This window comes from Kitasatospora sp. NPDC048715 (assembly GCF_043198905.1).
GTDB lineage: Bacteria > Actinomycetota > Actinomycetes > Streptomycetales > Streptomycetaceae > Kitasatospora > Kitasatospora lactacystinica.
This window is the reverse complement of the sequence record NZ_JBICVH010000029.1, coordinates 67189-92577: the sequence shown is the minus strand read 5'-3', so window position 1 is coordinate 92577 and position 25389 is coordinate 67189. Positions and strand designations below refer to the sequence as shown.

21 protein-coding genes are annotated in these 25389 nt (G+C 74.2%); 7 read left to right on the top strand and 14 right to left on the bottom strand.

All coding sequences use genetic code 11. The annotated features are described in order from the left end of the window. Nucleotides 1-438 precede the first annotated feature (438 nt). Nucleotides 439-1188 (top strand): hypothetical protein, encoded by a 750-nt coding sequence (locus tag ACGFSC_RS40235; protein WP_359900292.1) that lies wholly within the window; start codon nucleotides 439-441, stop codon nucleotides 1186-1188. A 145-nt stretch (nucleotides 1189-1333) separates the two neighbouring features. Further along, nucleotides 1334-2173 carry an SAM-dependent methyltransferase gene (locus tag ACGFSC_RS40230; protein WP_359900290.1) on the top strand — a complete coding sequence of 280 codons (840 nt, stop codon included), beginning with the start codon at nucleotides 1334-1336 and terminating at the stop codon, nucleotides 2171-2173. 125 nt (nucleotides 2174-2298) lie between these two features. On the opposite strand, the gene ACGFSC_RS40225 is transcribed toward ACGFSC_RS40230, so the two are convergent. Beyond that, nucleotides 2299-2934, bottom strand: a complete 636-nt coding sequence (locus ACGFSC_RS40225) for a response regulator (RefSeq protein ID WP_380351156.1) — start codon at nucleotides 2932-2934, stop codon at nucleotides 2299-2301. 50 nt (nucleotides 2935-2984) lie between these two features. After that, nucleotides 2985-4208: a sensor histidine kinase gene (locus tag ACGFSC_RS40220; protein WP_359900286.1), complete on the bottom strand. Its 1224-nt coding sequence runs from the start codon at nucleotides 4206-4208 to the stop codon at nucleotides 2985-2987. 126 nt (nucleotides 4209-4334) lie between these two features. Between ACGFSC_RS40220 and ACGFSC_RS40215 the strand changes: the two genes are divergently transcribed. After that, nucleotides 4335-5258, top strand: a complete 924-nt coding sequence (locus ACGFSC_RS40215; RefSeq protein ID WP_359900284.1) for an ATP-binding cassette domain-containing protein — start codon at nucleotides 4335-4337, stop codon at nucleotides 5256-5258. Beyond that, nucleotides 5255-6130: an ABC transporter permease subunit gene (locus ACGFSC_RS40210; RefSeq protein WP_359900282.1), complete on the top strand. Its 876-nt coding sequence runs from the start codon at nucleotides 5255-5257 to the stop codon at nucleotides 6128-6130. Before ACGFSC_RS40215 ends, ACGFSC_RS40210 begins: the two co-directional genes overlap by 4 nt. Before the next feature lie 118 nt (nucleotides 6131-6248). Here ACGFSC_RS40210 and ACGFSC_RS40205 read toward each other — a convergent pair whose 3' ends face one another. Continuing rightward, nucleotides 6249-6890: a maleylpyruvate isomerase N-terminal domain-containing protein gene (locus tag ACGFSC_RS40205; RefSeq protein WP_359900280.1), complete on the bottom strand. Its 642-nt coding sequence runs from the start codon at nucleotides 6888-6890 to the stop codon at nucleotides 6249-6251. Continuing rightward, a complete protein-coding gene (locus tag ACGFSC_RS40200; RefSeq protein WP_359900278.1) occupies nucleotides 6887-8392 on the bottom strand; it encodes an MFS transporter in 1506 nt (501 codons plus the stop codon). The genes ACGFSC_RS40205 and ACGFSC_RS40200 overlap by 4 nt, the downstream gene beginning before the upstream one ends. Nucleotides 8393-8680: 288 nt before the next feature. On the opposite strand from ACGFSC_RS40200, the gene ACGFSC_RS40195 reads away from it, so the two are divergent. Further along, entirely contained in the window at nucleotides 8681-10747 is a 2067-nt protein-coding gene (locus ACGFSC_RS40195) for an MDR family MFS transporter (RefSeq protein WP_359900276.1), read from the top strand. A gap of 2 nt (nucleotides 10748-10749) precedes the next feature. On the opposite strand, the gene ACGFSC_RS40190 is transcribed toward ACGFSC_RS40195, so the two are convergent. The 3 genes from ACGFSC_RS40190 to ACGFSC_RS40180 form a co-directional block, all read right to left on the bottom strand. Then, nucleotides 10750-11319: a Uma2 family endonuclease gene (locus ACGFSC_RS40190; protein WP_359900274.1), complete on the bottom strand. Its 570-nt coding sequence runs from the start codon at nucleotides 11317-11319 to the stop codon at nucleotides 10750-10752. A 164-nt stretch (nucleotides 11320-11483) separates the two neighbouring features. Further along, on the bottom strand, nucleotides 11484-12743 hold the full coding sequence (locus ACGFSC_RS40185; protein WP_359900272.1) for an MFS transporter: 1260 nt from the start codon (nucleotides 12741-12743) through the stop codon (nucleotides 11484-11486). Between the two features lie 104 nt (nucleotides 12744-12847). Further along, on the bottom strand, nucleotides 12848-13519 hold the full coding sequence (locus tag ACGFSC_RS40180) for a GntR family transcriptional regulator (RefSeq protein WP_359900270.1): 672 nt from the start codon (nucleotides 13517-13519) through the stop codon (nucleotides 12848-12850). A gap of 180 nt (nucleotides 13520-13699) precedes the next feature. Between ACGFSC_RS40180 and lysA the strand changes: the two genes are divergently transcribed. Both lysA and ACGFSC_RS40170 read left to right on the top strand, forming a co-directional pair. Further along, nucleotides 13700-15046 (top strand): diaminopimelate decarboxylase, encoded by a 1347-nt coding sequence (gene lysA / locus ACGFSC_RS40175; RefSeq protein ID WP_359900269.1) that lies wholly within the window; start codon nucleotides 13700-13702, stop codon nucleotides 15044-15046. 9 nt (nucleotides 15047-15055) lie between these two features. After that, the gene (locus tag ACGFSC_RS40170) at nucleotides 15056-15982 is read left to right on the top strand and encodes a LysR substrate-binding domain-containing protein (protein ID WP_359900267.1); all 927 of its coding nucleotides are present in this window, start codon (nucleotides 15056-15058) and stop codon (nucleotides 15980-15982) included. A gap of 65 nt (nucleotides 15983-16047) precedes the next feature. On the opposite strand, the gene ACGFSC_RS40165 is transcribed toward ACGFSC_RS40170, so the two are convergent. The 7 genes from ACGFSC_RS40165 to ACGFSC_RS40135 form a co-directional block, all read right to left on the bottom strand. Then, nucleotides 16048-16911, bottom strand: coding sequence for a serine hydrolase (locus ACGFSC_RS40165; RefSeq protein WP_359900265.1), 864 nt, complete (start codon nucleotides 16909-16911; stop codon nucleotides 16048-16050). Further along, entirely contained in the window at nucleotides 16908-18536 is a 1629-nt protein-coding gene (locus tag ACGFSC_RS40160) for a D-aminoacylase (RefSeq protein WP_359900263.1), read from the bottom strand. Before ACGFSC_RS40160 ends, ACGFSC_RS40165 begins: the two co-directional genes overlap by 4 nt. 29 nt (nucleotides 18537-18565) lie before the next feature. Continuing rightward, entirely contained in the window at nucleotides 18566-19366 is an 801-nt protein-coding gene (locus ACGFSC_RS40155; protein ID WP_380351096.1) for an amino acid ABC transporter ATP-binding protein, read from the bottom strand. Continuing rightward, nucleotides 19363-20391, bottom strand: a complete 1029-nt coding sequence (locus ACGFSC_RS40150; protein WP_359900261.1) for an amino acid ABC transporter permease — start codon at nucleotides 20389-20391, stop codon at nucleotides 19363-19365. Before ACGFSC_RS40150 ends, ACGFSC_RS40155 begins: the two co-directional genes overlap by 4 nt. Nucleotides 20392-20422: 31 nt before the next feature. Further along, a complete protein-coding gene (locus ACGFSC_RS40145) occupies nucleotides 20423-21313 on the bottom strand; it encodes an ABC transporter substrate-binding protein (RefSeq protein WP_359900259.1) in 891 nt (296 codons plus the stop codon). Between the two features lie 219 nt (nucleotides 21314-21532). Continuing rightward, complete coding sequence (locus ACGFSC_RS40140; protein ID WP_359900257.1) at nucleotides 21533-22342, bottom strand: hypothetical protein; 810 nt, start codon at nucleotides 22340-22342, stop codon at nucleotides 21533-21535. A 119-nt stretch (nucleotides 22343-22461) separates the two neighbouring features. Then, entirely contained in the window at nucleotides 22462-25233 is a 2772-nt protein-coding gene (locus tag ACGFSC_RS40135) for an SdrD B-like domain-containing protein (protein ID WP_359900255.1), read from the bottom strand. Nucleotides 25234-25389: the final 156 nt, after the last annotated feature.

Sequence of the window (25389 nt, the reverse complement as noted above, 5' to 3'; positions counted from 1 at the left end):
GCAGCGGGACGGCGGCCGCCGATCGGCCGGGGTGGACACGGCGCACGGCGGCGCACGGGTCACCGGTGCGCGGGGCTCCGGCGACCGGACAGCGGACGATGCTGTCAGATCCGATCGCCGATCGGAAGGGAATCGCACGAATCAATTCCCGCTCGGTCGGTGAGGATTGGGCTGGTGGCAGCCGCCTTCCCGGTTCTCCGCGGGGGAGTTGAACCGGTGGAGCCGTCACGGCCGTGGTGGATGGTGACCCGAGGTTCTCCGGACGGTCATTGAGGGCGTAAACCGCTCAAATCGGTGGTGCTTCGAACGCCGATGCGGGTACACAAGGTGACGGTCGCTCAGGTGTGTGGCGGCGCCCGTCCGACGCCGCCCCACCCCGTCCCCCGCGACCGGAGGAACAGCGGGCCGAGGAGCCCGTGGAAAGGCAAGGAGGCGTCCGTGACGCACGACTCGCGCACGCAGAACTCCCCCGGTGTCCGGCGGAGCATCCAGGACGTTCGAACCATCGCGATCCTTCGCCTCGGCGTCGGCCTGATCGGCGTCCTGCTGCCGCCGGCCCTGCCGTTCGGCAACTGGCTGGCCGCCGAGGTGACGGGGCGCGGCACCGACGACTTCTGGCCGGGCTCGATGAGCGCCGCCTACTACACCGACACCCGGAACCTCTTCGTCGGCGGACTGTGCGCCCTCGGGGTGTTCCTGATCTGCTACCGCTTCGACCGCCGGGACGACCGCTGGAGCACGGCCGCCGGGTTCTTCGCGGTCGGGGTCGCGCTGTGCCCGACGGCCCCGGCGGGCGCCTCCGGCCTCCAGCGCACCGTCGGAGTGTTCCACCTCGTCTTCGCCGGCCTGCTGTTCGTCATGCTGGCGATGTTCTGCCTCCACTCCTTCCGCAATCCCCGCTCCACCCAGCCGGCCCGGGTGAGCACGGCCTACCTGGTGGCCGGGGTGGTGATCCTGGTCGCCCTGGCGCTCTCCGTCCTGGCCGGGGTGACGGGCCTCGGCTCGGGCTGGTCGGTACGGCCGCTGTACCTGTGCGAGTGGCTGGCGACGTGGGCCTTCGGCATCGCGTGGACAGGCGCCGCACTCGAACTGGCGGCGCACGGCCGGGGCGACGCCGGGTCCGCCGCCGTCCCCCGTCAGCCGGGCGCCGCCGCGCTCGACCCGGAGCACCCGGAGGCGCGGGCCTGAGACACCCGGAGGCGCGGGCCCGAAGCGCCCGGAGGCACGGGCCTGAGGGCCCGTCATTCCGCCGCACCGGTCGACCGTTACCATGCGCACCATGGGCCGCCACCTCGGCGGTCGCTGACGGACGCCCAGCAGCGGGAGAACGAGCATGGCGAACGAGATCCGGGCGGAGCGCGGTCCGCACGAGGATTACCCATCGGTGGACCTGCGGATGGACGTTCCGCACTCCGCCCGGGTCTACGACTACCTCATCGGCGGCAAGACCAACTTCGAGGCGGACCGGGTCGCGGCGCACGCCTCGGTGCAGGCCTGGCCGTCGCTGCCGATCTCGATGCGCACCACCCGCGACTTCATGCAGCGCTCGGTGCGCCGACTCGCCGAGCAGTACGGCGTGCGGCAGTTCCTGGACGTCGGCACCGGCATCCCGACCTCGCCGAACCTGCACGAGATCGCCCAGGCGATCGCCCCCGAGGCCCGGGTCGGGTACGTGGACAACGACCCGATCGTGCTGACCCACGCGCGGGCCCTGATGGACAGCACGCCCGAGGGCCGCACCTGTTACGTGGACGCCGACTTCCGCGACCCGGAGTCGATCATCAACAACCCCCGGCTGCGCGAGGTGCTCGACTTCTCGCAGCCGGTGGCGCTGTCGCTGATCGCGATCGTCCACTTCGTGCTGGACGAGGACGACCCGCAGGGCATCGTGCGCCGCTTCATGGACGCCCTGGCCCCCGGCAGCTTCCTCGCCCTGACGGTCTTCACGGGTGACACCGACCCGGTGGGCGTGGGTGGCGTCGGCCGCGAGTACAACGCGCGCGGCATCCCGCTCCAGATCCGCGACAAGGCCGAGGCCGAGGCGTTCTTCGAGGGCTACGAGCTGCTCGACCCGGGCGTCACGCTGGTGCACAACTGGCGGCCGGACGCCGACGCCCCGCCCGTCCGCGACCGGGACATCGCGATGTACGCGGGCGTGGCGGTCAAGCGCTGAGCCCCGGCTCCTCGTGATCGAGTGCCGAATCGTTTCTGCGATGGGCCCGGCCGACCGGCCGGGCCCGTTCCAGCAGGACCGTTGAAGGCAAGCCCGTTAGAGCAGGCCCGTTCCAGCAGGACCGTTCAAGCGGATACGGAGACCAGGCCCGCCTCGTAGGCCAGGATGACCAGCTGCACCCGGTCCCGGGCGTCGAGCTTGGCCAGCAGCCGTGTCATGTAGGTCTTGACGGTCGCGATGCTGAGCACCAGTTCGGCGGCGATCTCGGTGTTGGACAGACCCCGGCCGACCAGGGTGAGGATCTCCCGCTCGCGCCCGGTGATCGCCGCCAGCCGCTCGGCCGCCACCGCAGCGGCGGCGGGGGCGTGCCCACCGCCCCCGGGCCACTGCGGGCGGCCGGCGATGAACGCCCCGATCAGCCGCCGGGTGACGCCCGGCGCGATCAGCGCGTCCCCGGCGGCGACCACCCGCACCGCCCCGAGGATGTCGTCCAGCGCCATGTCCTTGACCAGGAAGCCGGACGCCCCCGCGTGCAGCGCCGCGTACACGTGCTCGTCCTCGTCGAAGGTGGTGAGCACCACCACCCGGGTCGGCCCGCCGTCGGCGGTCACCAGCCGGGTGGCCTCGATGCCGTCCATGCCTGGCATCCGGATGTCCATCACCACGACGTCCGGCCGCAGTTCGGCGGCCAGCCGGACGGCCTCCGCCCCGGTGCCCGCCTCACCCACCACCTCGACGTCGTCCGTCTCCGCGATCACCATCTCCAGCGCGGCGCGCACCAACGGCTGGTCGTCCACCAGCACCACCCGGATCACGCGCCCGCCCCCTCGACCGGGACCGGCCCGGGAACCGACACCGATACCGGCACCGGCAGCCGGGCGGCCACCCGGAAGCCGCCGCCGGGCAGCGGCCCGGCCTCGAACTCCCCGCGCAGCAGGACGGCCCGCTCCCGCAGCCCGGCCAGCCCGAACCCGGCCCCGGGCGCCCGGCCCCGGCCCCGGCCCCGGTCGGTGACCTCGACGGACAGCTCCCCCGCCGTGCGGTGGTCCACCGCCACCACGCAGGCGTCCACGTCCGCGTGCCGCACCACGTTGGTGACGGATTCCTGGACGATCCGGAAGGCCGCCAGGTCGACCTCCGGCGGCAGCGGCCCCGGCTCGCCGTGCCGCCGGACCTCCACCCGCACCCCCGCCGCCGTGGTCGCCCCGGCCAGCCGGTCGAGGTCGGCCAGGCCCTGCGACAGCGTCGCCGAGGCCTCGCCGTCGGCCCGCCGCAGCGCGACCAGCATCCGGCGCAGCGCGGCCAGGGTCTCCCGCCCGGCGGCCTCGATCTCGCCCAGCGCCTGCGCTGCCCGCTCCGGCCGACGGTCGATCACCCGGCGGGCCGCACCGGCCTGGAGGGCGACGATGCCGAGGCTGTGCGCGACGGTGTCGTGCATCTCGCGGGCGATCCGCAGCCGTTCGGCGGTGACCGCCTCCTCGGCCGCCCGGGCGCTGAGCGCCTCGGCGTGCTCCCGGTTCTGCCGCACCGAACGGCCGACCAGCCAGGCGACCAGCGCGAGCAGCGCGGCGCCGTCGGCCGAGCCGATGTGGGTGCCGGTGAAGATGCCCACCGTGCTGCCGCGCACCAGGCCGATGTGCAGCACCAGGAAGACCATGACCAGCGCGAACGCGGCCCGGGAGCTGCGCCGGGGCCGGTCGGCGGTGATCAGGCAGAGCGCGGTGTCCACGGCCAGCAGCGCACCGGGCGGCACCTGGGCGCCGCCGGCCCAGCCGTCGGTCTCGGTGAACGCGGCGACCAGCAGCAGGGCGACCGAGAGCACCGGCAGCCGCCGCACCAGCGCCGCGCCCGTGAAGGCGAGCACCGTGTCGGCCAGGGTGAACGCCCAGCCGCCGTGCGCGGCGGCGCCGGGGTGCTGCGCGGCGGCGCCGCCGAGCCGTACGGCGGGGTAGCCGGCGGCCGCGCACCAGGCGAGACCGACCCAGACCTCGGACGGGACGCGCCGGAACAGCGGCAGGGAGGGGGTCGTGGACATGGTTCGAGATCGTAGCGACGGCCGCCGCCCGCCGTCATCCAGCCCTGGTTGTACGACCGCGGGTGACCTGCGGTGTCGACGCCGGTCCGATGCGCCCGGCCGGTTCCCCCGGGCACCGTGGACCCCATGATCGAAGTTACCGAACTGACGAAGCGCTACGGCCGCGGCCGGCACGTCCGCACCGCCGTCGACCGCCTCTCCTTCACCGTCCGGCCGGGCCTGGTCACCGGCTTCCTCGGGCCCAACGGCGCGGGCAAGTCCACCACGCTGCGGATGATCCTGGGCCTCAGCACCCCCACCGCGGGCACCGCCACCGTGGCCGGCGTGCCCTTCGCCGACCGGCCGCGCGGACTGCGGCACGCCGGTGCGCTGCTCGACGCGGGCGACGCGCACGGCGGGCGCACCGGCCGGGCCCACCTGCGGGCGCTGGCCCGCGCCAACGCGATCCCGGCCGCGCGGGTCGATCAGGTGCTGGAGGAGGTCGGGCTCGCCGCGGCGGCCGGGCGCCGGATCGGCGGCTACTCGCTGGGGATGCGCCAGCGCCTGGGCATCGCCGGCGCGCTGCTCGGCGACCCGCCGGTGCTGCTGTTCGACGAGCCGCTGAACGGGCTCGACCCGGAGGGCGTGCTCTGGGTGCGCGGGCTGTTCCGGCGGCTCGCGGACGAGGGCCGCACGGTCTTCGTCTCCAGCCACATGATGGCCGAGATGGAGCACACCGCCGACCACCTGGTGGTGATCGGACGCGGGCGGCTGCTCGCCGACGAGAGCCTCACCGGGTTCGCCGCCCGGGCCGGCCGGGCCGCCGTCACCGTCCGGTCCGCCGAACCCGACCGGCTGGCGGCCGTGTTGACGGCGGCGGGCGCGGCCGTGCGGCCCGGCCCGGACGGCACCCTCGCGGTGAGCGGCCTGGACGCCACCCGGATCGGTGAAATCGCCCTGGAACAGCGCCTGTTGCTGCACGCCCTGACCACCCGGGGCGCCTCCCTGGAGGAGGCGTTCATGGACCTGACCGCCGACAGCGTCGAATACCTCGCCGGAGAGCCCCGATGAACACCCTGCCCACCCGCACCGCCGCCCTGCCCACCCGCGCCGCCATCGAGCCCACCGGCGCCGCCACCGAGCCGCGCGCCCGCTTCGGCGACCTGCTGGCCGCCGAGTGGATCAAGTTCTGGTCACTGCGCTCGATCCCCTGGGTGCTCGGCCTCGGCGCCCTGGCGAGCATCGCCGCCAACCTCAAGTCCGCGGTGTACACCCGCGACCACTGGACGCCGGGCGAGGGCGATCCGGCGGTCATGGCGCAGACCGCGCTGAACGACGCCTTCAACGTCGTCTCCGCCGACATCCTGATGCTGGTCGCGGGCGGCCTCGGCGCGATCGTCATCGCGGGCGAGTACGCGACCGGGCTGATCCGCACCACCCTGGCGGCCGTGCCCGACCGCCGGGCGGTGATCCTCGCCAAGGCCTGCGTGCTGGCCGCCGTGCTGTTCGGCTACGGGGTGCTCACCGTCGGCGTCTCCTTCGGCGGGAGCCAGGCGATCCTGGCCGGGACCGGCATCGGACATTCCGTCACCGACCCGGCCGCGCTGCGGTACGTCGCGGCGGCGGTGCTGTTCGGCCCGGTCTGCGCCCTGGTCGGGCTCGGCCTCGGCACTCTGATCCGGCACAGCGCGGGTGCCGTGGTGGGGACCGTCGTGGTGCTGTTCTTCCTCCCCTCGCTGGTCACCGAGCGCTACCGCTGGAGCGCCGACCTGCTGCACGCCCTGCCGATGCCCGCTTGGCAGCGGCTGGCCCGGACCACCCTGGCGGGAATGCGCCCGTCCGAGTACCCGGCCACCGTCACGGGCGCCTGGGTCACCTTCGCGGTGTGGTCGCTGGCCTCGGTGGCGGTCGCCGCGGCCGCGGTCCGCCGCCGGGACCACTGACGGCCGGGAGGGCGCCCGGAGCGGAAGGCCCGCAGCGGATGGGCCCGCTGTGGAGAGCCCCGCAGCGGATGGGCCCGCAGTGGAGAGCCCCGCACCGGAAGGCCCCGAGCGGAGGCGCTCAGAACGCCGCGATGCTCCCCGGCGCCCGCTCGGCCCGGCTGAGCGCCCGCAGCACCGCCGCCCGGCCGTGCCGCCGGGCGGCCAGCCGGGTCAGCAGGACGACGACGGACTCGAAGGCCTCCGGCGGGAGTTCGGGGCCCGGCACTCCGACGCTGACCGCCAGGTCGTCGCCGTGGACGGCCAGTTCCATCGTCCGGGTGGCCAGCAGGTCGTCCAGGGTGAGCGACCACGGGCCCCAGAACGGCAGCCGGACCGGCCGGGTGCCGTCCGCCGCCGCGAGCGTGCCCGCGAGCTCCGGCAGCACGGCGGCCAGCCGGCGGTGCAGCGCGGCCGGACCGTCGGCCGCGAAGGCCTCGCTGCCCTGCCGGATCCGCACGTTGGCGTCCGCGTCGAGCGCGGCGCCGACCCAGGCCGAGCGGGCGTAGTGCTCCAGCAGGCCGACCACCGGCTCGGCCGGCACGGCGGCGGCCAGCAGCTCCGGCAGGCAGAGGACCTGGTAGGCCAGGTGCCCGGCCAGCCCGCCGACGCTCCACCGCGCCAGCGCGCTCGGCCGCTGCCAGGCCCGGGCCACCTCCGGGCGGCGCAGGAGTTCCTCGGCCGTACCGGCGGCGGCCAGGAAGTCCCTCCGGGCGCCCGTCACGGCCCGTTCCCCACCCGCGGCCCGGCGGCCCGGAAGCCGCCCCGGCCCGAGGCCATGTCGGCGACCGCCACCAGCAGCGCCGTCAGCACCAGCCCGGCCGCCACCGTCACGCCCAGTTGGAAGGCCAGCGCCCAGTCCGGGCGGGGGCCGGCCGCGTGGGCGAAGAACACCGAGCCGACGACGGCGATGCCCACCGCCGAGCCGACCCGCTGCGCGGTCTGCATCACCCCGCCCGCGCTGCCCGCCCGGGCCACCGGCACCTGCTGGAGGGTCAGCGTCTGGTTCGGGGCGATCACCAGCCCGCTGCCCACCCCGGCGACCAGCAGCGGCAGCGCCGTCGTCCAGCCCACCCGGGGCCCCGACCACAGCTGCACCGCCAGCGCCGAGGCCAGCAGCCCGGCCAGCACCAGCACCAGTCCGGCCACCACCAGCCGCCGCCCCAGCCGGCTCACCAGGCGCCCGCCCACCGCCGCGGACACCCCCGAGCCGACCGCGAACGGCGTGATCGCCAGGCCCGCCGTCAGCGCCGAGTAGTGCAGGCCCGCCTGGAGGTAGAGCGTGAAGATGAAGAAGATCGCGGTGAACCCGGCGAAGTACACCAGCGACAGCAGCGTGCCCGCCGCGTACGGCCGCACCGCGAACAGCGCCATGCTCACCAGCGGTTCGCGCCGCCGCCCGTAGTGCAGTTCCCAGCCGACGAAGGCCGCGAGCAGCACCGCCGCCAGCGGCAGCAGCAGCCAGCGGGCCGAGCCGTGCCACTGCTGCGCCTGGACGAACGGCAGCAGCAGCGCGACCGTCCCGGCGCCGAGCAGCAGCACACCGACGGGGTCGAAGTCCCGGTGCCCGGCCCGCTGGTCGGCGGGCGGGGGCCCCGGGAGCAGCCGGCGGGCGATCGGCAGCACGGCGACCCCGATCGGCAGGTTGACCAGGAACACCCAGCGCCAGCCGTCCTGCGGGCCGACCAGGTGGATCAGCAGCCCGCCGAGCAGCGGCCCCACCGCGGTGGACAGTCCGATGGTGGCGCCGAGCGCGCCGAAGGCCCGGCCGCGCTCGGCGCCCTGGAACAGCACCTGGATGAAGCCGGACACCTGCGGCACCAGCACCCCGCCGGCCGCGCCCTGGAACAGCCGGGCCAGCACCAGCCACTCCTGGCTCTGCGCCGCCCCTGCGAGCGCGCTGGCCACCGTGAACAGTGCCAGCCCGGCGAGGAAGACGGCCCGTCGGCTGCGCGCGTCGCCGAGCCGCCCGGCGGGCACCAGAACCAGGCCGAAGGCCAGCGCGTAGCCGCTGAGCACCCACTGCAGACCGCTGTCGGACATGTGCAGCCCGGCCCGTACCGTCGGCAGGGCGACGTTGACGATGCTGACGTCCAGCAGGGTCATGAAGCCGGCGACCAGGCAGACGGCGAGCGCCCGCCAGCGCCGGGTGGCGGCCCGGGCGCCCACGGCGGTGGCGCCGGGCCGGGGCGGGTGCACGCTGCTGCGCGGGGGGTCGGCGTTCATGGGGAGCCTCTTCCCGGGGCCGGGGCGTCCGGGTCGGTGGATGATCGCCGGTCGGCTTCGTTCGGCCCGTCGTCGGTCGGCTTCGGTCGGCCTCGGTCGGCCTCGGTCGGCTTCGTTCGGCCCATCGTCGCCCGGGCCTCCCGGGGCCGCCACCCGGGCCACCGCCCGGGCCTGCACTCGGGGCTGCACTCGGACCTGCGCTCGGGGCGCCGCCCGAGTCGCCGCCCGTCCTCACCCGAACGGCCGAACCGGATCGCGACCGCCGCCCTCACCCCGGAGGCTGACGGCATGACCGTCGCCACCGAGACCCCGCCCTCCGCCCCTCCGGTGCTGGACGTCCGGCAGCGGAACGTCGTCTTCGCCACCATCGTGCTCGGCATGCTGCTGGCCGCCCTCGACCAGACCATCGTCGGCACCGCCCTGCCCACCATCGTCGCGGACCTCGGCGGGGCCGCGCACATGTCCTGGGTGGTGACGTCCTACCTGCTGGCCGAGACGGTGGCCACCGTGCTGGCCGGCAAGTTCGGCGACCTGTACGGGCGCAAGCTGCTGTTCCAGGCCTCGGCGATCGTCTTCGTCGGCGGCTCGTTCCTGTGCGGCCTGGCCACCGACATGACCCTGCTGATCGCCTGGCGCGCCGTGCAGGGCTTCGGCGCGGGCGGCCTGATGGTCACCTCCATGGCGCTGATCGCGGACGTCATCCCGCTGCGCGAGCGCGGCAAGTACCAGGGCGCGATCGGTGCGGTGTTCGGCGTGGCCACGGTGATCGGGCCGCTGCTGGGCGGGCTGTTCACCGACCACCTGTCCTGGCGCTGGGCGTTCTACGTCAACGTGCCGATCGCGGTCGTGGTAGTGGCCCTGGCCGCCCGGACCATCCCCTCGGTCCGCTCGGCGACCCGCCCGGTCGTCGACTACCTGGGCATCGTGCTGGTCGCGGTCGGCGCCGGCGCGCTGATCCTGGCGACCAGTTGGGGCGGCAACCAGTACGCCTGGAGCTCCGGGGTGATCATCGGCCTGTTCGTCGGCGGCGCGCTGGCGCTCGGCCTGTTCTGCTGGGTGGAGACCCGGGCCGTCGAACCGATGCTGCCGATGCGGCTGTTCCGCAACCCGGTGTTCACGGTCTGCTCGGTGCTCAGCTTCATCGTCGGCTTCGCCATGCTCGGCGCGCTGACCTTCCTGCCGACCTTCCTCCAGTACGTGGACGGCGACTCGGCGACCGTCTCCGGCGTGCGGACGCTGCCGATGGTGATCGGTCTGCTGATCGCCTCGATCGCCAGCGGCAACGCGGTCAGCAAGACCGGGAAGTACCGGGTGTTCCCGATCGTCGGCACGGCGGTGATGGCGCTCGGCCTCTACCTGCTGTCCCGGCTGGAGCCCGACACCGGATCCGCGCTGGCCTCGCTCTACATGTTCGTGCTCGGCGTCGGCATCGGGCTGAGCATGCAGGTGCTCACCATCGCCGTGCAGAACACCGTCGACTACGCCGACCTCGGCACCGCCACCTCCGGGGTGACCTTCTTCCGCACCATCGGCAGCTCCTTCGGCACCGCGGTGTTCGGCACCATCTACGCCAACAGCCTGCAGACCGAACTCGCCGACGGGATCGCCACCGCCGCCCGGCTGACCGGCGCCGACCCGGCCGTGCTCAGCCAGGCCGCGCAGAGCCCCCAGGGCCTGCACCAGCTGCCCGCCGACCAGGCCGCGCCGATCGTCCAGGCCTACTCCGACGCCCTGCACACCGTGTACCTGTGGACCATCCCGGTGGCCGTCATCGGCTTCGTGGTGTCCCTCTTCCTCAAACAGGTGCAGCTGCGCGACACCGCCCGGGCGGGCTCCACCGACATGGGCGAGGCCTTCGCCCAGCCGACCACCGCCGACTCCGACCCGCACCTGGAGTACTCGGTCTGCCGGATCGTGCGCGGGGTGGACCTCGACGCCGTCCGGACGATCGTCGCCGGCGCCGGCGCCCGGGTGGACCTGGCCGGGGCCTGGGCGCTGATGGAGGTGGCCGGCCACACCAGGGCCGTCGGCCACGCCTCGCTCGACCTCATCGCCGCCCGCAAGCGGGTGCCGCCCGAGGTGCTGGAGCCGGTCTTCGACCGGATGGCCGCCGAGGGCTACCTCCTGCGCGAGGGCGACGCCCTCTCCCCCACCGAGGCCGGCACCCACGAGGTCCGCACCCTCGCCCACGCCTGGTCCGACTGGCTCAACGCCCGCCTCGACGCCGACGCAGGCCGCCCCCGCAGTCCCCAACTGCGCGCCGCCGCCGACGCCATCGCCTGGCGCCTCCTGGTCGAGGACCTCGCCAACGGCCTCCCCGCCCACGCCCGCCCCAAGGACGACGCGAAGGTCTAGCCCTACAGCCGGGAGGTGTCGAGCTCCAGGTCGAAGGGCGCCGGGAGGAGAACGGGCGTGCCGAAGGGGTGCGGCCCGCTCTCCGCGGCGTAGCCGAGCCGGGTCGGCTCGCTGTACAGGGTGCAGCTGCGGTTCTGGCGGTCGACCAGGAGGTAGAGCGGAGCGCCGTACTGGCCGTAGCGACGGCGCTTGACGACGCGGTCGGTCTCCGCGTCGGACGGTGAACCGACCTCGACGATCAGGAGGGTCTGGTCGGGCAGCAGTGCGCCTTCGGTCTTCAGGGCGAGTTCGGCCGGCACGACGGCCAGGTCCGGGATGTACCAGTTCTCGCTGCCCGGCAGGTCGAGGTTGCCGGACCCGGACACCAGATCGAGCTGGTCCATGCGGGGGCCGAGCCGGCGGCGGACGATCCCGGCGGCGGACTCGTTCGCCCATGACGGCGACACGGGGGTGATGACTCCCTCGATGATCTCGGTACGGTCGCCCGCGATGTGCCGGATCGCGTACTTCAGTGCCCGCTCGGGGTCGCTGACGGTGCTGTAGTCACCGGGGACCTGGGGTGCCGTACTCACAGCGCGTCTCCTTCCGTCGTGCGATTCTCCCCCGGATCATGCGGTCGCCCCGCTCGTCGACCGACATTGGATGCACACTGACCGTTCGTGCTCGCAACAAGACCGGTTCGCAGAGCATCGTGCCTCCCCGCCCGGGAGCGGGCGGGGAGGCACGAGACCGACGGTCAGCGGGAGGCTTCGGCGGGGATCGGGGCGGGGGCGGTGCGGCGGGAGGAGAAGGCGATCACGGCGAGGCTGGCGAGGGCGAGGGCGGTCACCGCCGAGAGCATCACGGTGTAGGAGGCCACGGATGAGAGCGCCGCGAGCACGGCGGGCAGCAGGAAGCCGGAGTAGCAGAGGGCGTAGTAGACGCCGGTGATGCCGGCCAGGTCGTCGGGGGTGACGAGGCGCTGGATCTCCAGCAGCCCGGAGACGACGCCGATGCCGTAGGCGGCGCCGAGGAGGACCGCCCCGCCGAGGCCGAGCAGCGGGGAGCGCACCGCCGCGTCGCCGGCGCAGACGGCCATGCCGCAGGCCATCAGCACCATGGAGGCGACGACGCCGCGCGCCGAGTCCAGCGAGTCCAGGCGCTTGGCGAGGGGCTGGACCAGGGCGCCGGTGCCCAGGGTGAGGACGGTCAGCAGGGTCGCGTAGGCCAGCGACCAGTCGCCGAGCCGGTCGCCGACCAGCTGCGGGGTCACCGCGTACGCGACGCCGGCCGAGCCGAACACCCACGGGGCCATCGGCAGGACCACCCGCAGGAAGCGCCGGTGCCCGGCCGCCGGGACCTTGAGGTCGGCCCAGAGGCTGCGGACGGCGGCCGAGCGGGCCCGGGTCTCGACGGCCTTCGGGAGCAGGAACAGCGCGGGCAGGGTGACCAGCAGGTGGGCGAGGTACGGGGTGACCATCGGCCAGGGGCCCCACTGGGCGAGCGCGCCGGCCACGCCGGCGCCGAGGCCGAAGCCGACGGTGAGGGCGAGGGAGGCGCGGCGGGCGCCGGCGCCCTGGTCGGCGGACGGGTCGTGCGGAGCCCGGGAGAGCTCCTTGACCCAGCTGGTGCCGACGGCCATCGCGATGCCGACGGCTGTACCGGTGAGGAACCGACCGGCGTAGATGGGGAGTTCGCCCGTGACGCCGCCGCACAGCACGCCGCTGGCGGCGAGCGAGGCGACGACCGCGCCGATCATCAGCGGACGGCGCCCGTAGCGGTCCGAGGCCGCACCGCCGACCAGCAGTCCGGGGACCAGGCCGAGGACGTAGGCCCCCAGGAAGGCGTCGACGGTGACCTCGGAGTAGCCGCCGAGGTGGCGGTACATCAGCAGCAGCGGGGTGAACTGGTTGCCGCCCCAGCCGCAGCAGAGCATGGCCAGGGCCGCGACCAGCCAGGGCCTCCCCCGACCGGTGGGCGCGACGGGACCGGCGGACGGTGGCCGGGTGGTGCTCATGGTGGTGCTGCTCCTTGTCGGATGGTGGTCCCGGCGGTCCGTCGGGGTGCGCGGCCGTCGCCGCGCGGGAGGAGAGGGGAGGAGTTGCTCAGCGGTGCAGTGGCTCAGCGGTGCGCGTCCAGGTGGGCGCGCAGCGCCTCGGTGAAGCCGGCGGCGTCGCGGGCCGCGATGCGCTCGACCAGCGCGGTGTGCTCCTCGACCAGCGCGGCCAGCCGCTGCGGCCGCCGCTCCGGCCGCACCTGGAGCAGTTGCACGGCCATCCGCCGCTGGCGGTCGCGCAGCGTCTCGTAGAAGCGCTCGGCGAGCGCGTTGCCGGAGGCCGTCACGATGCCCCGGTGGAAGGCCTCGTCGGCGTCGGCGAAGGCGCCGAGGTCGGCCCGGCGGGCGGGTTCGCGCTGCTGGTCGATCAGGTCGGTCAGCTGCCGCAGCAGGTCGTCGAGCGGCTCGGCGCGGCGGGTGATCCGGCGTACCGCGGTGCTCTCCAGCGCCTCGCGCAGCTCCAGCACGTCCTCGGCCTCGCCGGGGCCGACCGGCACCACGACGGCTCCGCGCTTGGGGAAGAGCTGGAGCAGTCCTTCGGCCTGGAGCCGCAGGAAGGCCTCCCGGACCGGGGTGCGGCTGAGCGAGGTGCGCTCGGCGATCTCGCCCTCGCTGATCAGCGTCCCGCCGGGGAGGCCGCCGCCGAGGATGAGGTCCTTGGTCAGTTCGTACGCGCGGTCCGCGGCCGGGACGCGGGATGGGACCGGGACGCGGGCGGGAGGCGGGGTGTCGGCCATGGACCACACCGTAGCACCATAGATGCAAGCTTAGATGCAAGGCCCGGGACAGGGCCGCCCGCGGGACGGAGCATCGGTTTCCGTACTGCTCAGGGCCGGAAGAATGCGCTTTCTCACCCCCTCCGCAGGACCGAGGATGGGCGGGGCCAACCAGCTCCCCGGGAGGAAGCCGTGTCCCCTGTGTCGCCAGCCCTGTCGCCCGTCGACCCGGGCCTGCTGCCGCTCACCGCCGAGTTCCGCCCCGAGGGCCTGTCCGTCGGCGGGGTGCTCCTGGACGAGGCGGCCCGCCGGTACGGCACACCGCTGTTCGTCTACGACGAGGAGCACCTGCGCCGCCGCTGCCGCGAGGCGGTGGCCGCCTTCGGCCGGGGCAACGTCGCCTACGCCTCCAAGGCCTTCCTGTGCACCGCGATGGCCCGCCTGGCCGCCGAGGAGGGCCTGCTGCTGGACGTCGCCTCCGGCGGCGAACTGCGCACCGCCCTGTACGCCGGGGTCGACCCGGACCGGATCGTGCTGCACGGCAACAACAAGGACGAGGCCGAGCTGCGCACCGCGCTCACCGTCGGCCTGCGCCACATCGTGGTGGACAGCTTCGACGAACTGGACCGGATCGAACGGCTGCACCACGAGGAGGGCCTGCCCCCGGCCCGGATCCAGCTGCGGGTGGCGCCCGGGGTCGCGGCCGGCGCCCACCAGGCCATCCGGACCGGCGGCCACGACTCCAAGTTCGGCTTCGGCCTGGCCGGCGGCGCCGCCGCGGCCGCGGTGCACCGGGCCGGGACCTCCGCCGCCGTACGGCTGGAGGGCGTCCACGCCCACGTCGGGTCCCAGGTGCTGGACCCGGCCGAGCTGGCCGACGGCGCCGCCGCGGTGGCCCGGTTCGCGGTGGAGCACGGCCTGCGCCGGCTGACCGTCGGCGGCGGCCTGGGCGTGGCCTACCTGGGCGGGCAGACCGCCCCCTCCTTCGCGGACTGGGCCGAGCGGGTCCGCGCGGCGGTGCGCGGCGCCGGCTGGAGCGGCCCGGTGGGCGTCGAGCCCGGCCGGTCGATAGCCGCCCGGGCCGGGCTGACCCTGTACCGGGTCGGCACCGTCAAGCGGATCGAGGGCGTGCGCACCTACGTCAGCGTGGACGGCGGGATGAGCGACAACCTGCGCCCCGCCCTGTACGGCGCCCGCTACGAGGCCTTCCTGCCGCGCTGCCCCGAGGCGCCCCGCCCGCGGCGCGCCCGGCTGGTCGGCAAGCACTGCGAGAGCGGCGACGTGATCATCGACGACGCCGCGCTCCCCGTCGACCTCCGGGTCGGCGACCTGCTGGCCACCCCGGTCACCGGCGCCTACGGCTACGCCATGGCGTCCAACTACAACAAGCTGCCGCGGCCCGCCGTGGTCTTCGTCCGCGACGGCGAGGCCCGCCTGGTGGTGCGCCGGGAGACCGAGCACGACCTGCTCCGGTTGGACACCGCCGCCGACGGGACGGCGCGACCGACCGGGGAACCGGTGGCCGCACTCCCGGCGCACACGGCCTAACCTGGGCCGATGCTGAACAGCGCCCGACTGCACGTCCTCCTGGAGATCGCCCGCCGGGGCACCATCGTGGCCGCGGCACAGGCCCTGCACCTGAGCCCGTCCGCCATCTCGCACCAGCTCGCCCGTCTGGAGCAGGAGCTGGGCGTCGCGCTGGTGGAACGGGCCCCGCAGTCCCTCCGCCTGACGCCCGCGGGTGTCCGGCTGGCCGAGCACGCCCAGGCGATCGCCGATCTGATGGCCGTCGCCCAGGACGACCTGCGGGCGCACGCCCAGGCCGCGGCCGGCGTGCTGCGGATCGGCTTCTTCGCCTCCGCCGGGCTGGACCTGCTGCCCCGGGCGCTGGCCGCCTTCGCCGCCGGGCACCCGCAGGTGGAGCTGGAGCTCATCATGGGCCAGCCGCACGAGCTGGTCCCGGACCTGGAGGCCGGCCGGCTGGACGCGGCCGTCGTCTTCGAGCACCCGCTGGACCCGTGGTGCCGCCGGGCGGCGGTGGACGTGCGGATGTACTTCGACGAGCCGCAGCTGGTCGTGGTGCCGCTGCGGCACCGGCTCGGGCGGCGCTCGGTGGTGCGGCTGGCCGAGCTGGAGGGCGAGAGCTGGATCGGCACCCACGGCGGCAGCACCGGCGAACCGGTGCTCGAACGCGCCTGCGCCGCCGAGGGGTTCCGTCCCCGGGTGCGCTGCCGCAGCGACCACTACCAGGTGACCATCAACCTCGCGCGGGCCGGCATGGGCGTCGCGCTGATCCCGGCGCTCGGCCTGGCCGACAGCGCCGGGGTGCACGTGTGCCGGCTGGACCATCCGCAGCTGCACCGCCGGATCGGGGTGGCCACCCGGCCCACCAACCGCAATCCGGTGCTGCGCGCCTTCCTCGCCGAACTCGGCTCCGCCGCCGGGGAGATCAGGTCGCTGCTGGACATGCGGTGGGGCGACTGAGCTCCCCCACGGCCTGAGCCGGCCGGCCGTTGAGCCCACCGGCCGGCCGGCTCGGGCGGTTCGGCTCAGGCGGGTCGCTGGGCCCAGGCCGCGAGGGCGCGGCCGACGTCCCGGATCGCGTGCACGGCGGCCCGTTCGGTGCTGGGCCCGAGCGCCACGTCCCAGTGCGCGACGACCGCGTAGGCCACCCGGCGGGCGCCCACGATGACGCCCGCGTCGGCCCGCACCCCGGTGTCCGTTCCGGTCTTGTTCGCGACCAGCAGGCGGCCGGGCAGCGGCTCGGGGAAGCCGGGGGCGAACGGGTCGTGGTCGATCAGCGCGGGCACCAGGCCGTGGTCGGTGTTGGCGCGCATCCAGCCGAGCAGCCGGGCCGAGGCGGCCGGGCCGGCCATGGTGCCCCGGACCGCGAGGGCCACCAGCCGGGCCAGGTCGCGGGCGGTGCCGGTGGCGAAGACCGGCGGGACGTCCGGCCCGCGCTCGTCGCGCACCCGGTCGTGCAGGGTGAGCCGTTCCAGTCCGAGCTCGCGCGCCAGCCGGGCGGTGGCCGGCAGGCCGACCAGCCGCAGCAGGGCGTTGGTGGCGGTGTTGTCGCTGACCGCGGCGGTCAGCCAGGCCAGGTCCTCCACCGTCCAGTCGGGGCGGCTCAGCCGGCCGAGCAGGCCGGTGCCGCCGGTGACGTCCTCAGGGAGGATCTCCACCGGCTGTCCGGCCGTCAGTTCCCCGGATTCCAGCCGCCGGGCGACCTCGGCGAGCAGCAGCAGCTTGGATGCGCTGGCGACGGGCAGGACGACGGTGTCGTCCACCCCGACCGCGCCGGCGTCGACTCCGCGGTCCGCCTCGGCGGCGTCCACGTCGACGGCGGCCACCGCGAGGGTCAGCGGCAGGGCCGCGGAGCTGCGCGCGGCGGCGGCCACCTGGGCGAGGCTCATCGGACCCGCACCACCTCTCCGGCCCGGATCGCGGTCGGCCGGCCGCCGCGCACCGCGACCCGCCCGGCCACCACGACGGTCTCCACGCCCACCGGCGGCAGCAGCGGCCGCTCGAAGGTCGCGCCGTCCAGAACGGCCGCCGGGTCGAGCACCACCAGGTCCGCGACGGCGCCGTCCCGGACCACGCCGCGCCCGGCCAGCCGGAACCGTTCGGCGGGCAGGCCGGTCATCTTGTGCACCGCGAGCTCCAGCGGCAGCAGCCCCTGCTCGCGCCCGTAGTGACCGAGCACCCGGGCGAAGCTGCCCGCCCAGCGGGGGTGCGGGCGACCGGGTTTGGGCACCCCGTCCGAGCCGATCATCGACAGCGGGCTGGCCAGCACCCGGCGGACGTCGTCCTCGCGCATCGAGTGGCTGATGATGGTCACCTCGCCCTGCGCCTCCAGCAGCAGGTCGCAGACGAGGTCCACCGGGTCGGCGCCGCGCTCGGCGGCCAGGTCGGCGATCCGGCGGCCCTCGGCCGTACGGCGGGCGGGAGCGGCGGCCACCGAGATCAGGTCCCAGCCGCCGTTGCCGACGGTGTTCTCCCAGCCCTCGACGCCGTGCGCGATGTCCGCCCGGATCCGGTCCCGGACCTCCTTGCTGCGCAGCCGCTCCAGCAGCGCGGCCGGCCCGCCCTCGCTGGTCCACGGCGGCAGCATCGCGTGCAGCACGGTGCTGCCGGCGGTGTACGGGTAGACGTCGCAGAGCACGTCCACGCCCTCGGCGCGGGCCTGCTCCAGGCGCGGCAGGGTCCGCAGGGTGGCGCCCCAGGCGTGCCGTCCGGCGGTCTTGTGGTGGGAGACCTGGAGCGGGGCGCCGGAGCGCACCGCGATCTCCAGCGCCTCCTCCAGCGCCTTCTCCACCTGGGACATCTCGTCGCGCAGGTGCGTCACGTACGGCTTGCCGTGCCGCGCGGCGACCTTCGCCAGGGCCACGATCTCCTCGGTGTCCGCGTAGACGCCGGGCGGGTAGATCAGCCCGGTGGAGAGTCCGGCCGCGCCCTGGGTCAGCGCCCGGTCGAGCAGCCCGCACATGGCGGCCAGCTCCTGGTCGGTGGGCGGGCGGTCCTCGAAGCCCATCACTCCGGCGCGCAGCGTGCCGTGGCCGACCAGCGAGGTGATGTGGTTGCGGCGCAGTTCGGGCCGCTGGCCGGCGGCGAAGGCGTCGAAGTCCTCGGCGGGCAGCACCGGTCCGAGGCCGAAGGAGACCCGCAGGTGCTCGGCCAGTTCGGGCAGCCGCCCGGGCAGTGCCGGGAACAGGCTGATCCCGCAGTTGCCGCTGATCTCGGTGGTGACGCCCTGGAGCAGCGGGGCCAGCCGCAGCTCGTCCAGGGCGTCGCCGTCGGTGTGGGTGCCGCCGCCGAAGGGGGCGGCGAGCGCGTCCGAGTGGGTGTGGACGTCGATGAAGCCGGGGGTGACGACCCGCCCGGTCACGTCCAGGGTCTCGGCCGCGGTCACGGCGGTGCCGGGCGGCAGTACGGTGACCCGGCCGTCGGCGACGGCGAGGTCGGCCGGGCGGGCGGGCGCCCCGGTGCCGTCCACCAGGGTGGCGCCGCGCAGCAGCAGGTCGACCGGGGTCGTGGTCACGTCCGCTCCCATCAGTCCCATCGCTCCCATCAGAGCACCGTCGAGAGGAAGGCCCGGGTGCGGTCGTGCCGCGGGGCGGTGAACACCTCGGCCGGGCTGCCGGCCTCCACGACGGCGCCCTGGTCCATGAAGACGACCCGGTCGGCGACCTCGCGGGCGAAGCCCATCTCGTGGGTGACGACGATCATCGTCATGCCGCTGCGGGCGAGGTCGCGCATCACGCCGAGCACCTCGCCGACCAGCTCCGGGTCGAGCGCGGAGGTGGGCTCGTCGAAGAGCATCAGGGTCGGCTCCATGGCCAGTGCCCGGGCGATCGCGACCCGCTGCTGCTGGCCGCCGGAGAGCTGGGCCGGGTAGTGGTCGGCGCGGTCGGCCAGGCCGACCCGGGCGAGCAGTTCGCGGGCCCGGCGCTCGGCCTCCCCGCGGGGGCGGCCCTTGACCGCGATCGGACCCTCCATGACGTTCTGGAGCGCGGTGCGGTGCGGGAAGAGGTGGAAGCGCTGGAAGACCATGCCGATCCGCTCGCGCTGGTGGCGGATGTCGCGCGGCCGGCGCTCGCGCAGCCTGCTGCCGGAGGCGCCGTACGGCTCGTAGCCGACCGGTTCGCCGTCCACCTCGATCCGCCCGGCGTCGATCTTCTCCAGGTGGTTGAAGCAGCGCAGCAGGGTGGACTTGCCGGAGCCGGAGGGGCCGATCACGCAGAGCACCTCCCCCGCCCGGACCTCCAGGTCGATGCCGCGCAGCACCTCCAGGTCCCCGAACCGCTTGCGTACCTTCCGGGCCGACAGGACCACCTCGGCGGCAGCCTTCCCCAGGTCCGTGGTCGTCACTTGACCTCCCCCTTCTTCACGCGCTTTCCCGCTCCGCCGCGCCCGGGGCGCAGGTTGGCCAGCACTCGGCGGTGCAGCGCCGGCGGGGCGCCGGCCGGGTTGAACCTCCGCTCCACCGCGTGCTGGGCGACGCTCGCGATGGTGGTGAGCACCAGGTACCAGATGGACGCGACGATCAGCAGCGCGATCACCTCGAAGTTGGCGAGGTAGAGGTGCTGAGAGACGGTCATCAGGTCGGCGCCGGCGATGACGGAGACCAGCGAGGTGGTCTTCAGCATCGAGATGAACTGGTTGCCGAACGGCGGGATGATCACCCGCATCGCCTGCGGCAGCACCACCCGGGTGAGGATCTGCCGGTTGGACATGCCCAGCGAGGCGCCCGCCTCGCGCTGCCCGGGGTCGACGCTCTGGATGCCGGCCCGGACGATCTCGGACATGTAGGCGCCCTCGTTGATCGACAGGCCGAGCAGCGCCGCCACGAAGCCGGTGATCAGGGTGTTGGACTGCCAGCTGACCAGCTTGGGCCCGTCGAACGGGATGCCGATGCTGATCTCCGGGAAGAGCAGCGCCAGGTTGAACCAGAAGATCAGCTGGACCAGCAGCGGGGTGCCGCGGAAGAACCAGGTGTACGCGCCGGCGGTGGTCCGCAGCACCGGGCTGTCGGACAGTTGCATCACCGCGGCCACCACGCCGATGACGATGCCCACCACCTGGGAGATCAGGGTGAGTTGGACCGTCACCCAGAGCCCTTCCAGGATCACGCCGTCGAACTGGTACTTGGCGACGATGTCCCAGTGCAGGTTGGGGTTGACGATGACGGTCCAGGCGAGCCAGACGGCGACGAAGGCGGCCGCCAGCACGGCGAACCAGCGTGCCGGGCGGGGCCGGCCGGTCACCTCGAAGGCCAGGTCGTCGTTGACGGGGCCGGCGGCGGCCGTTCGGGGTGCCGGGGCGGGCGTCGCGGGGTCGGCGGGCGTCGCGGGCGCGGGCGTCGCGGGGTCGGCGGGGATCCCGGGGTCTCTCATGTCGGTGCTCATCTCGTCGGTGCCGCCGTTCTCACTGCGCCGCGTTGACGGTGGCGCGCTCCACCGCGCTGCCGCCGACCTGGTAGGTGTCCAGCACCTTGCGGTACTCGCCGCTCTCGATCAGCTCCTGGAGCGCCTTCTGCACCGCGTCGCGCAGCCCGGCGTCCTTCTTCGCGACCGCGATGCCCCACGGCGCGGTGCCGTACTGCTCCGGCAGCACCTCGTAGGAGCCGCTGTTCTGCACGAACATCTGCGCCACCGGGTAGTCCACGATCGTGGCGACGGCCCGCTCGCTGTCCAGCTGGAGCAGCCCGGTCGGGGCGTCCTCGCTCTGCGAGATCGCCATCCTGGTGGCGCACTTGGCGTTCTGCTGCTCGCCGATCTCCAGGTTGGAGCTGCCCTTGGCGAGGACCACCTTCTTGCCGCAGAGGTCCTCGATGGACTTGATGCCCTCGGGGTTGCCCTTCTTCGTCATGATCACGCCGCCGGTGCGGAAGTAGTCGACGAAGTCGACGGCCTGGCGGCGCTGCGCGCTGTCCGTCATGGAGGACATCACCAGGTCGTAGCGGCCGGCCTGGAGGCCGGGGATCAGGCCGTCGAAGGAGGAGTTGGCGAGCTCCAGCTTCAGCCCGAGCCTCCCGGCGACGGCGGCGGCGAGGTCCGGGTCGACCCCGGTCAGCTCGGTGGTGCCGGTCTTGTACATCTCCATCGGCGGGTAGCCGACGGAGGTGGCCACTCTGAGCACGCCGCTCTGCTTGTTCTTCGCCGGGAGCAGCTCGGCGGCGCTCTTCCCGGAGTTCTGTCCGGCCTGCGCCGCGCCGGCGGCCGGGGAGCCGCCCTGGTCGGAGCGCCCGCAGGCGGTGGCGGCCAGGACGACCAGGGACAGTGCGGCCAGACAGCGCAGGGAACGGGGGCGGTTCATCGGCTACTCCCTCGGGCGGTGACGGTGCGCCGATGCTGGCAGCCGGGTCCGGGTGAACGGAAGATGATGAAGCCATTGCTGCCTCACCAACGATTTTGGTACGGCTGACCGCCCTGTCCTGCGGGCTTCCGGCCGTACCCGGCCGTGCCCGGCCGGCCGGGTCAACCGGTCAGCCGTCAGCCGGTCAGCGGCGTCAGCCGGTCAGCGGCGTCAACCGGGTCAGCCGGTGAGCCACGGGGCCTCGGGCAGCTTGGCGTCCGCCTGCCGTCCGGTGAGCTCGACGGTGGTGGGGGTGCCCAGCCCCGGCATCCGCATCGTCACCCGGCGCAGCCCTCCGTCGCCGTCGACCCAGTAGGTCAGCGGCGAGCGGGCGCCGTCGGGCGCGGAGCCCTGGGCGCGCGGACCGGCGAAGCGGTCGTAGCCCTTGCCGTCGATCCGGTCCCGGCCCAGCCAGCGGGCCCCGGACTGGGCGAGCAGCAGCGGGTTGTCGGGGCGGTCCGCGCCGAGCTGGACCAGCAGGTTCAGTCCGGCGTCCAGCGGGTCCGCCGTGTAGGTCCGCGGTGACCAGCCCTGGCGCGGGATGCGCTCGGCCTGCTGCCAGGCCGGGGCATCGGTGGCGGGGGCGGTGGCGGTGTCGGTGCCGGCCCGGTCGGGGGCCAGCCCGAGGCCGCCGGTGTCCCAGACGATCAGGCCGTGGTCCAGCGGTCCGCTCGCGCCGGTGGTCCGGTAGCGGCCGACCCCCCGGTGGTTGCGGTAGTCGACGACCCCGTCGACCCGGATGGTGACGCCCCCGCCCTCCTCGGCCGTGAGCGTCACCGCCACCGGGCTCGCCTGGTAGAGGTTCAGGCGCGACAGGGCGAGCCGGCCGGCCTCGTCGGTGGTCACCGGGCGTTCGACGGCCTCGTCGGAGACCGTCCGGTAGACGGCCACGCCGCCCGCCGCGGCGCCGCACACCACGATCGCGATCAGGGCCTTGAGCCAGTGGGACCGCCGTGGTCCGCGGCCTTCGGCCTTCGTCCTGCGGGGCATGCAGCCGCTCCCTTTCCTCGGTCGGACACAACAGTCGGGCGGGCCCGGGGACCAACGGTCCCACGAACCCGCCCGATCGGGCCCGCTGCCGGGCCCCACTTCACGCACCCCGCGCGGGGCTAGCCGCGCCGGGCGGCCTTGCGCCTGCGGGCCATCAGCACCGTGGCGGTGCCGAGGGCGATCAGCGCCGCCGCGCTGGTCAACACGATCGGCATCCCTTCACCCGCACCGGTGTTGGGCAGGTGCCCGGACGCCGGGGGCACCGGGGCCGGGGGCACCGGAGCCGCCGACGTCGGCGCCGGGGTCGGCGTCTCGGTCGGGGTGGGTGTCGGGGTCGGCGTCGGGGTGGGGATCAGCTTGTTGACGGCCGTCACCTCCACACCGGCGTCGAGGTTCGCCGAGGTCAGCTTGAGCGGGCCGAGGACGGTGACCTCCGGCGCCGCGTAGCCGTCCGGCGGGCTCAGCTCCTGCCAGTAGTACGTCCCCGGCACGCCGGTGCCCTGGCAGATGCCGTCGGCGCCGGTCGTGCAGGGCTCACCGACCTTGGTGTCGGGCTTGTCGCCGGTCGGCTGGAGCCCGTCGGTCCCGTTGGTCTCGTGCCACAGCTGGAACTTGGCGCCGGCCAGCGGCTTGCCGTCCTGGTCGTGCTTGACCAGGCGCAGCGCACCCTCCTGCAGCCGGAAGCCGAAGTCGTAGGTGTGGTCGTTCTCGCCGGGGCCGCCGGTGGTCAGCGCCCGCTCCGGGAACCTGCCGTCCTTCGGAACGATGCCCTTGGAGTCGATGAAGTGGTTGTCACCGACGTCGTGGTCGGTCGGCACCCACTGGAAGAGGGGGCCGTCCTTGGCGTAGTCCGCCGGGTTGTCCAGCTTGATCGTGTACTTGGTCCTCGGCTTGAGGCCGCCCTCGACGTTGCTGTCGTCGAAGTAGTACTCGCCGCGCTTGGTCGTCTTGGTCGTACCGACGAGCTTCCCCGTCTCGTCGTACAGGTGGACGGTGGCACCCGGAACCGGCTTCTGGCCCGGCAGTTGGAGGCCGCTGCGCTCGGGGTCGTACCAGACCCGGTTGCCGATCTGGAGCGGAGCCTGGTCGCAGAGCACCTCCAGGTCGCCCATCGCGGCGCCCTTGCCGAACGGCGGGATGCCCGGGCCCGTGTTGAGCCGCACGCCGCCGTCCGCCTTGCCGTCGCGCTTCTGGAAGGCGCTGCCGTAACCGAAGGCCTGGCTGTCGCTGTCGTAGCCCGAGGTCACGATGGAGTCCTCGGCCTTCGAGAACGCCATCCCGGCGTTGGCGGGGTTGTTGTGGCCGATCCGGGCGTTGTCGAAGAACCGCTGGCCCCGGGCCTTGGACCCGCAGCCCAGGTTGGTGTCCAGCACGTAGGTGCCGTTCTCCGGGCAGGCCTTGAGGAGGTCACCGCCGGGCAGGACCTTGGACATCGCCCCGCCGGTCGGGCTGGCCGCCGACTGGTCGCCGAAGCGGTCCCGGAAGGCGAGCAGCATCGAGCCGTCGGTCTCGAAGGCGATCTCGGCGACCGCCGGCTCGGGGTTGGCCAGGTAGTTGGCCCCGCAGGCCTGGCCGTTCTGGGTGGTCGGGAAGGTGTCCTGCCACGGGAACCAGGCGGTGCCCGGGCACGGGGTGCCGACCGTGGTGCCGCGCGGGTAGTCGAGCGGCTGGTTCAGCACGGCCGGCTTGAACGCGCCCGTGGACAGGTCGAACGGCAGCACCACGGCGCGCAGGTCCGAGGCCTTGCCGGTGGACTCGCCCGAGCAGACGCCGCCGAGGAAGCCGGTGCCGTCCTGGATGCCGAGGCCGTACGGACGCCAGTCCCCCGGCGCCGGGCAGCCCGGGTCCGGGATGGCGTAGGCGGCCTTGGGCGCGGCCGCCGTCGCCGCGGTGGCGTCGTAGCGGTAGAGCTTGCGGTCGTTCAGGTTGACGACGAAGAGGTCCTTGCCGTCGTCGGTGATCTTGATGCCGCCGAGGCTCTCCTTGCCCACCGCGACCAGGAAGCCGTCGTCGTTGCCCGGGCTGTGCGGGGTGGTGCCCGCGTCCGGGACGGTGGCGAACAGCGTGGTCTTCTTCGTCGCCCAGTCGGTGACGTAGATCCCGCCCGGGCCGCCGGGGCCGTAGCCGGTGGTCCGCTTGGCCTGGGCCGAGGAGAACACCCGCCGGTCGGCCTTGTTCCAGGCGATGCCGTACAGGTTCCCGGTCTGCCCGGCCGTGGCCACGTCGGTCAGGGTGAAGCCGGTACCGGCCGTTCCGCGGGATTCGTACGGGAAGGACACCAGCGTGTGCTGGGCGTCCCCGTCCTGGGGCGGGTTCTGACAGGTCGACACCAGCGGCGCGTTCTTCTGGCAGTAGTCGCCCGGGCTCCAGAGCCCCGTGGTGATCTCCACCTTCTTGCCGCCGGAGAGGTCGACGAACTCCTCGTTGGAGCTCAGTTTGTTCGCCCCGCCGTCCAGGCCCTCGCGGGAGGCGAAGGCCGGGTAGAGCACGCCCGGCTTCGGATTCACCACCTGGACCCGGTACTTGCCGCCGGTCAGCTTGCTCGCGGCCGGTGCCAGCGTCACCGTGCCGTCCGCCGCCGTGGTGCCCTCGACGGAGACCCCGGCCTCGTCGGTGAGCGTCACCTTCACGCCCGCCATGCCCGATTCCAGCCCGGGCGTCCACACACCGTCGGTGTCCACGGCCCGGATCACGTGGACCGCCACCGTACCGTCACCGGTCTGGGGGAAGGCCGGAGGGGCCGCCGCCAGGGACCAGGAACCGGCCAGCACGGCCAGCGTCACCGCGCCGCCCGCGGTGCGAAGGCCCGCGGCACGGCGGCCGGGCGGGCCCGTCCGCCGCCCGCCGGGGCCGCGCGCGGCACCGGCGGTTCGTTCACTTGTCGTCGTCATCCCTGCTCTCATCGTCAAGTTGGGCCTGCCGCCCGACCTCATGAGCGAGTTCGAGAGTGGCGGAAAGCCGCCATTGTTAGCGGGAGCTTAAAGGGACTTCACACAAGTTCGCCGGGGAACAAGGAACTTTGACCCGTCATCAGGCGTTACGAGACC

Excerpts from the sequence above, each read along its gene's own strand:
- ACGFSC_RS40140 (WP_359900257.1), bottom strand. The coding sequence starts at position 22,342 with ATGCCCCGCAGGACGAAGGCCGAAGGCCGCGGACCACGGCGGTCCCAC.
- ACGFSC_RS40230 (WP_359900290.1), top strand. The coding sequence starts at position 1,334 with ATGGCGAACGAGATCCGGGCGGAGCGCGGTCCGCACGAGGATTACCCA.
- ACGFSC_RS40170 (WP_359900267.1), top strand. The coding sequence starts at position 15,056 with ATGCTGAACAGCGCCCGACTGCACGTCCTCCTGGAGATCGCCCGCCGG.
- ACGFSC_RS40215 (WP_359900284.1), top strand. The coding sequence starts at position 4,335 with ATGATCGAAGTTACCGAACTGACGAAGCGCTACGGCCGCGGCCGGCAC.
- ACGFSC_RS40145 (WP_359900259.1), bottom strand. The coding sequence starts at position 21,313 with ATGAACCGCCCCCGTTCCCTGCGCTGTCTGGCCGCACTGTCCCTGGTC.
- ACGFSC_RS40195 (WP_359900276.1), top strand. The coding sequence starts at position 8,681 with ATGACCGTCGCCACCGAGACCCCGCCCTCCGCCCCTCCGGTGCTGGAC.
- ACGFSC_RS40225 (WP_380351156.1), bottom strand. The coding sequence starts at position 2,934 with ATGGTGATCGCGGAGACGGACGACGTCGAGGTGGTGGGTGAGGCGGGC.
- ACGFSC_RS40200 (WP_359900278.1), bottom strand. The coding sequence starts at position 8,392 with ATGAACGCCGACCCCCCGCGCAGCAGCGTGCACCCGCCCCGGCCCGGC.
- ACGFSC_RS40165 (WP_359900265.1), bottom strand. The coding sequence starts at position 16,911 with ATGAGCCTCGCCCAGGTGGCCGCCGCCGCGCGCAGCTCCGCGGCCCTG.
- ACGFSC_RS40210 (WP_359900282.1), top strand. The coding sequence starts at position 5,255 with ATGAACACCCTGCCCACCCGCACCGCCGCCCTGCCCACCCGCGCCGCC.
- ACGFSC_RS40220 (WP_359900286.1), bottom strand. The coding sequence starts at position 4,208 with ATGTCCACGACCCCCTCCCTGCCGCTGTTCCGGCGCGTCCCGTCCGAG.
- ACGFSC_RS40150 (WP_359900261.1), bottom strand. The coding sequence starts at position 20,391 with ATGAGAGACCCCGGGATCCCCGCCGACCCCGCGACGCCCGCGCCCGCG.
- ACGFSC_RS40180 (WP_359900270.1), bottom strand. The coding sequence starts at position 13,519 with ATGGCCGACACCCCGCCTCCCGCCCGCGTCCCGGTCCCATCCCGCGTC.
- ACGFSC_RS40135 (WP_359900255.1), bottom strand. The coding sequence starts at position 25,233 with ATGACGACGACAAGTGAACGAACCGCCGGTGCCGCGCGCGGCCCCGGC.
- ACGFSC_RS40185 (WP_359900272.1), bottom strand. The coding sequence starts at position 12,743 with ATGAGCACCACCCGGCCACCGTCCGCCGGTCCCGTCGCGCCCACCGGT.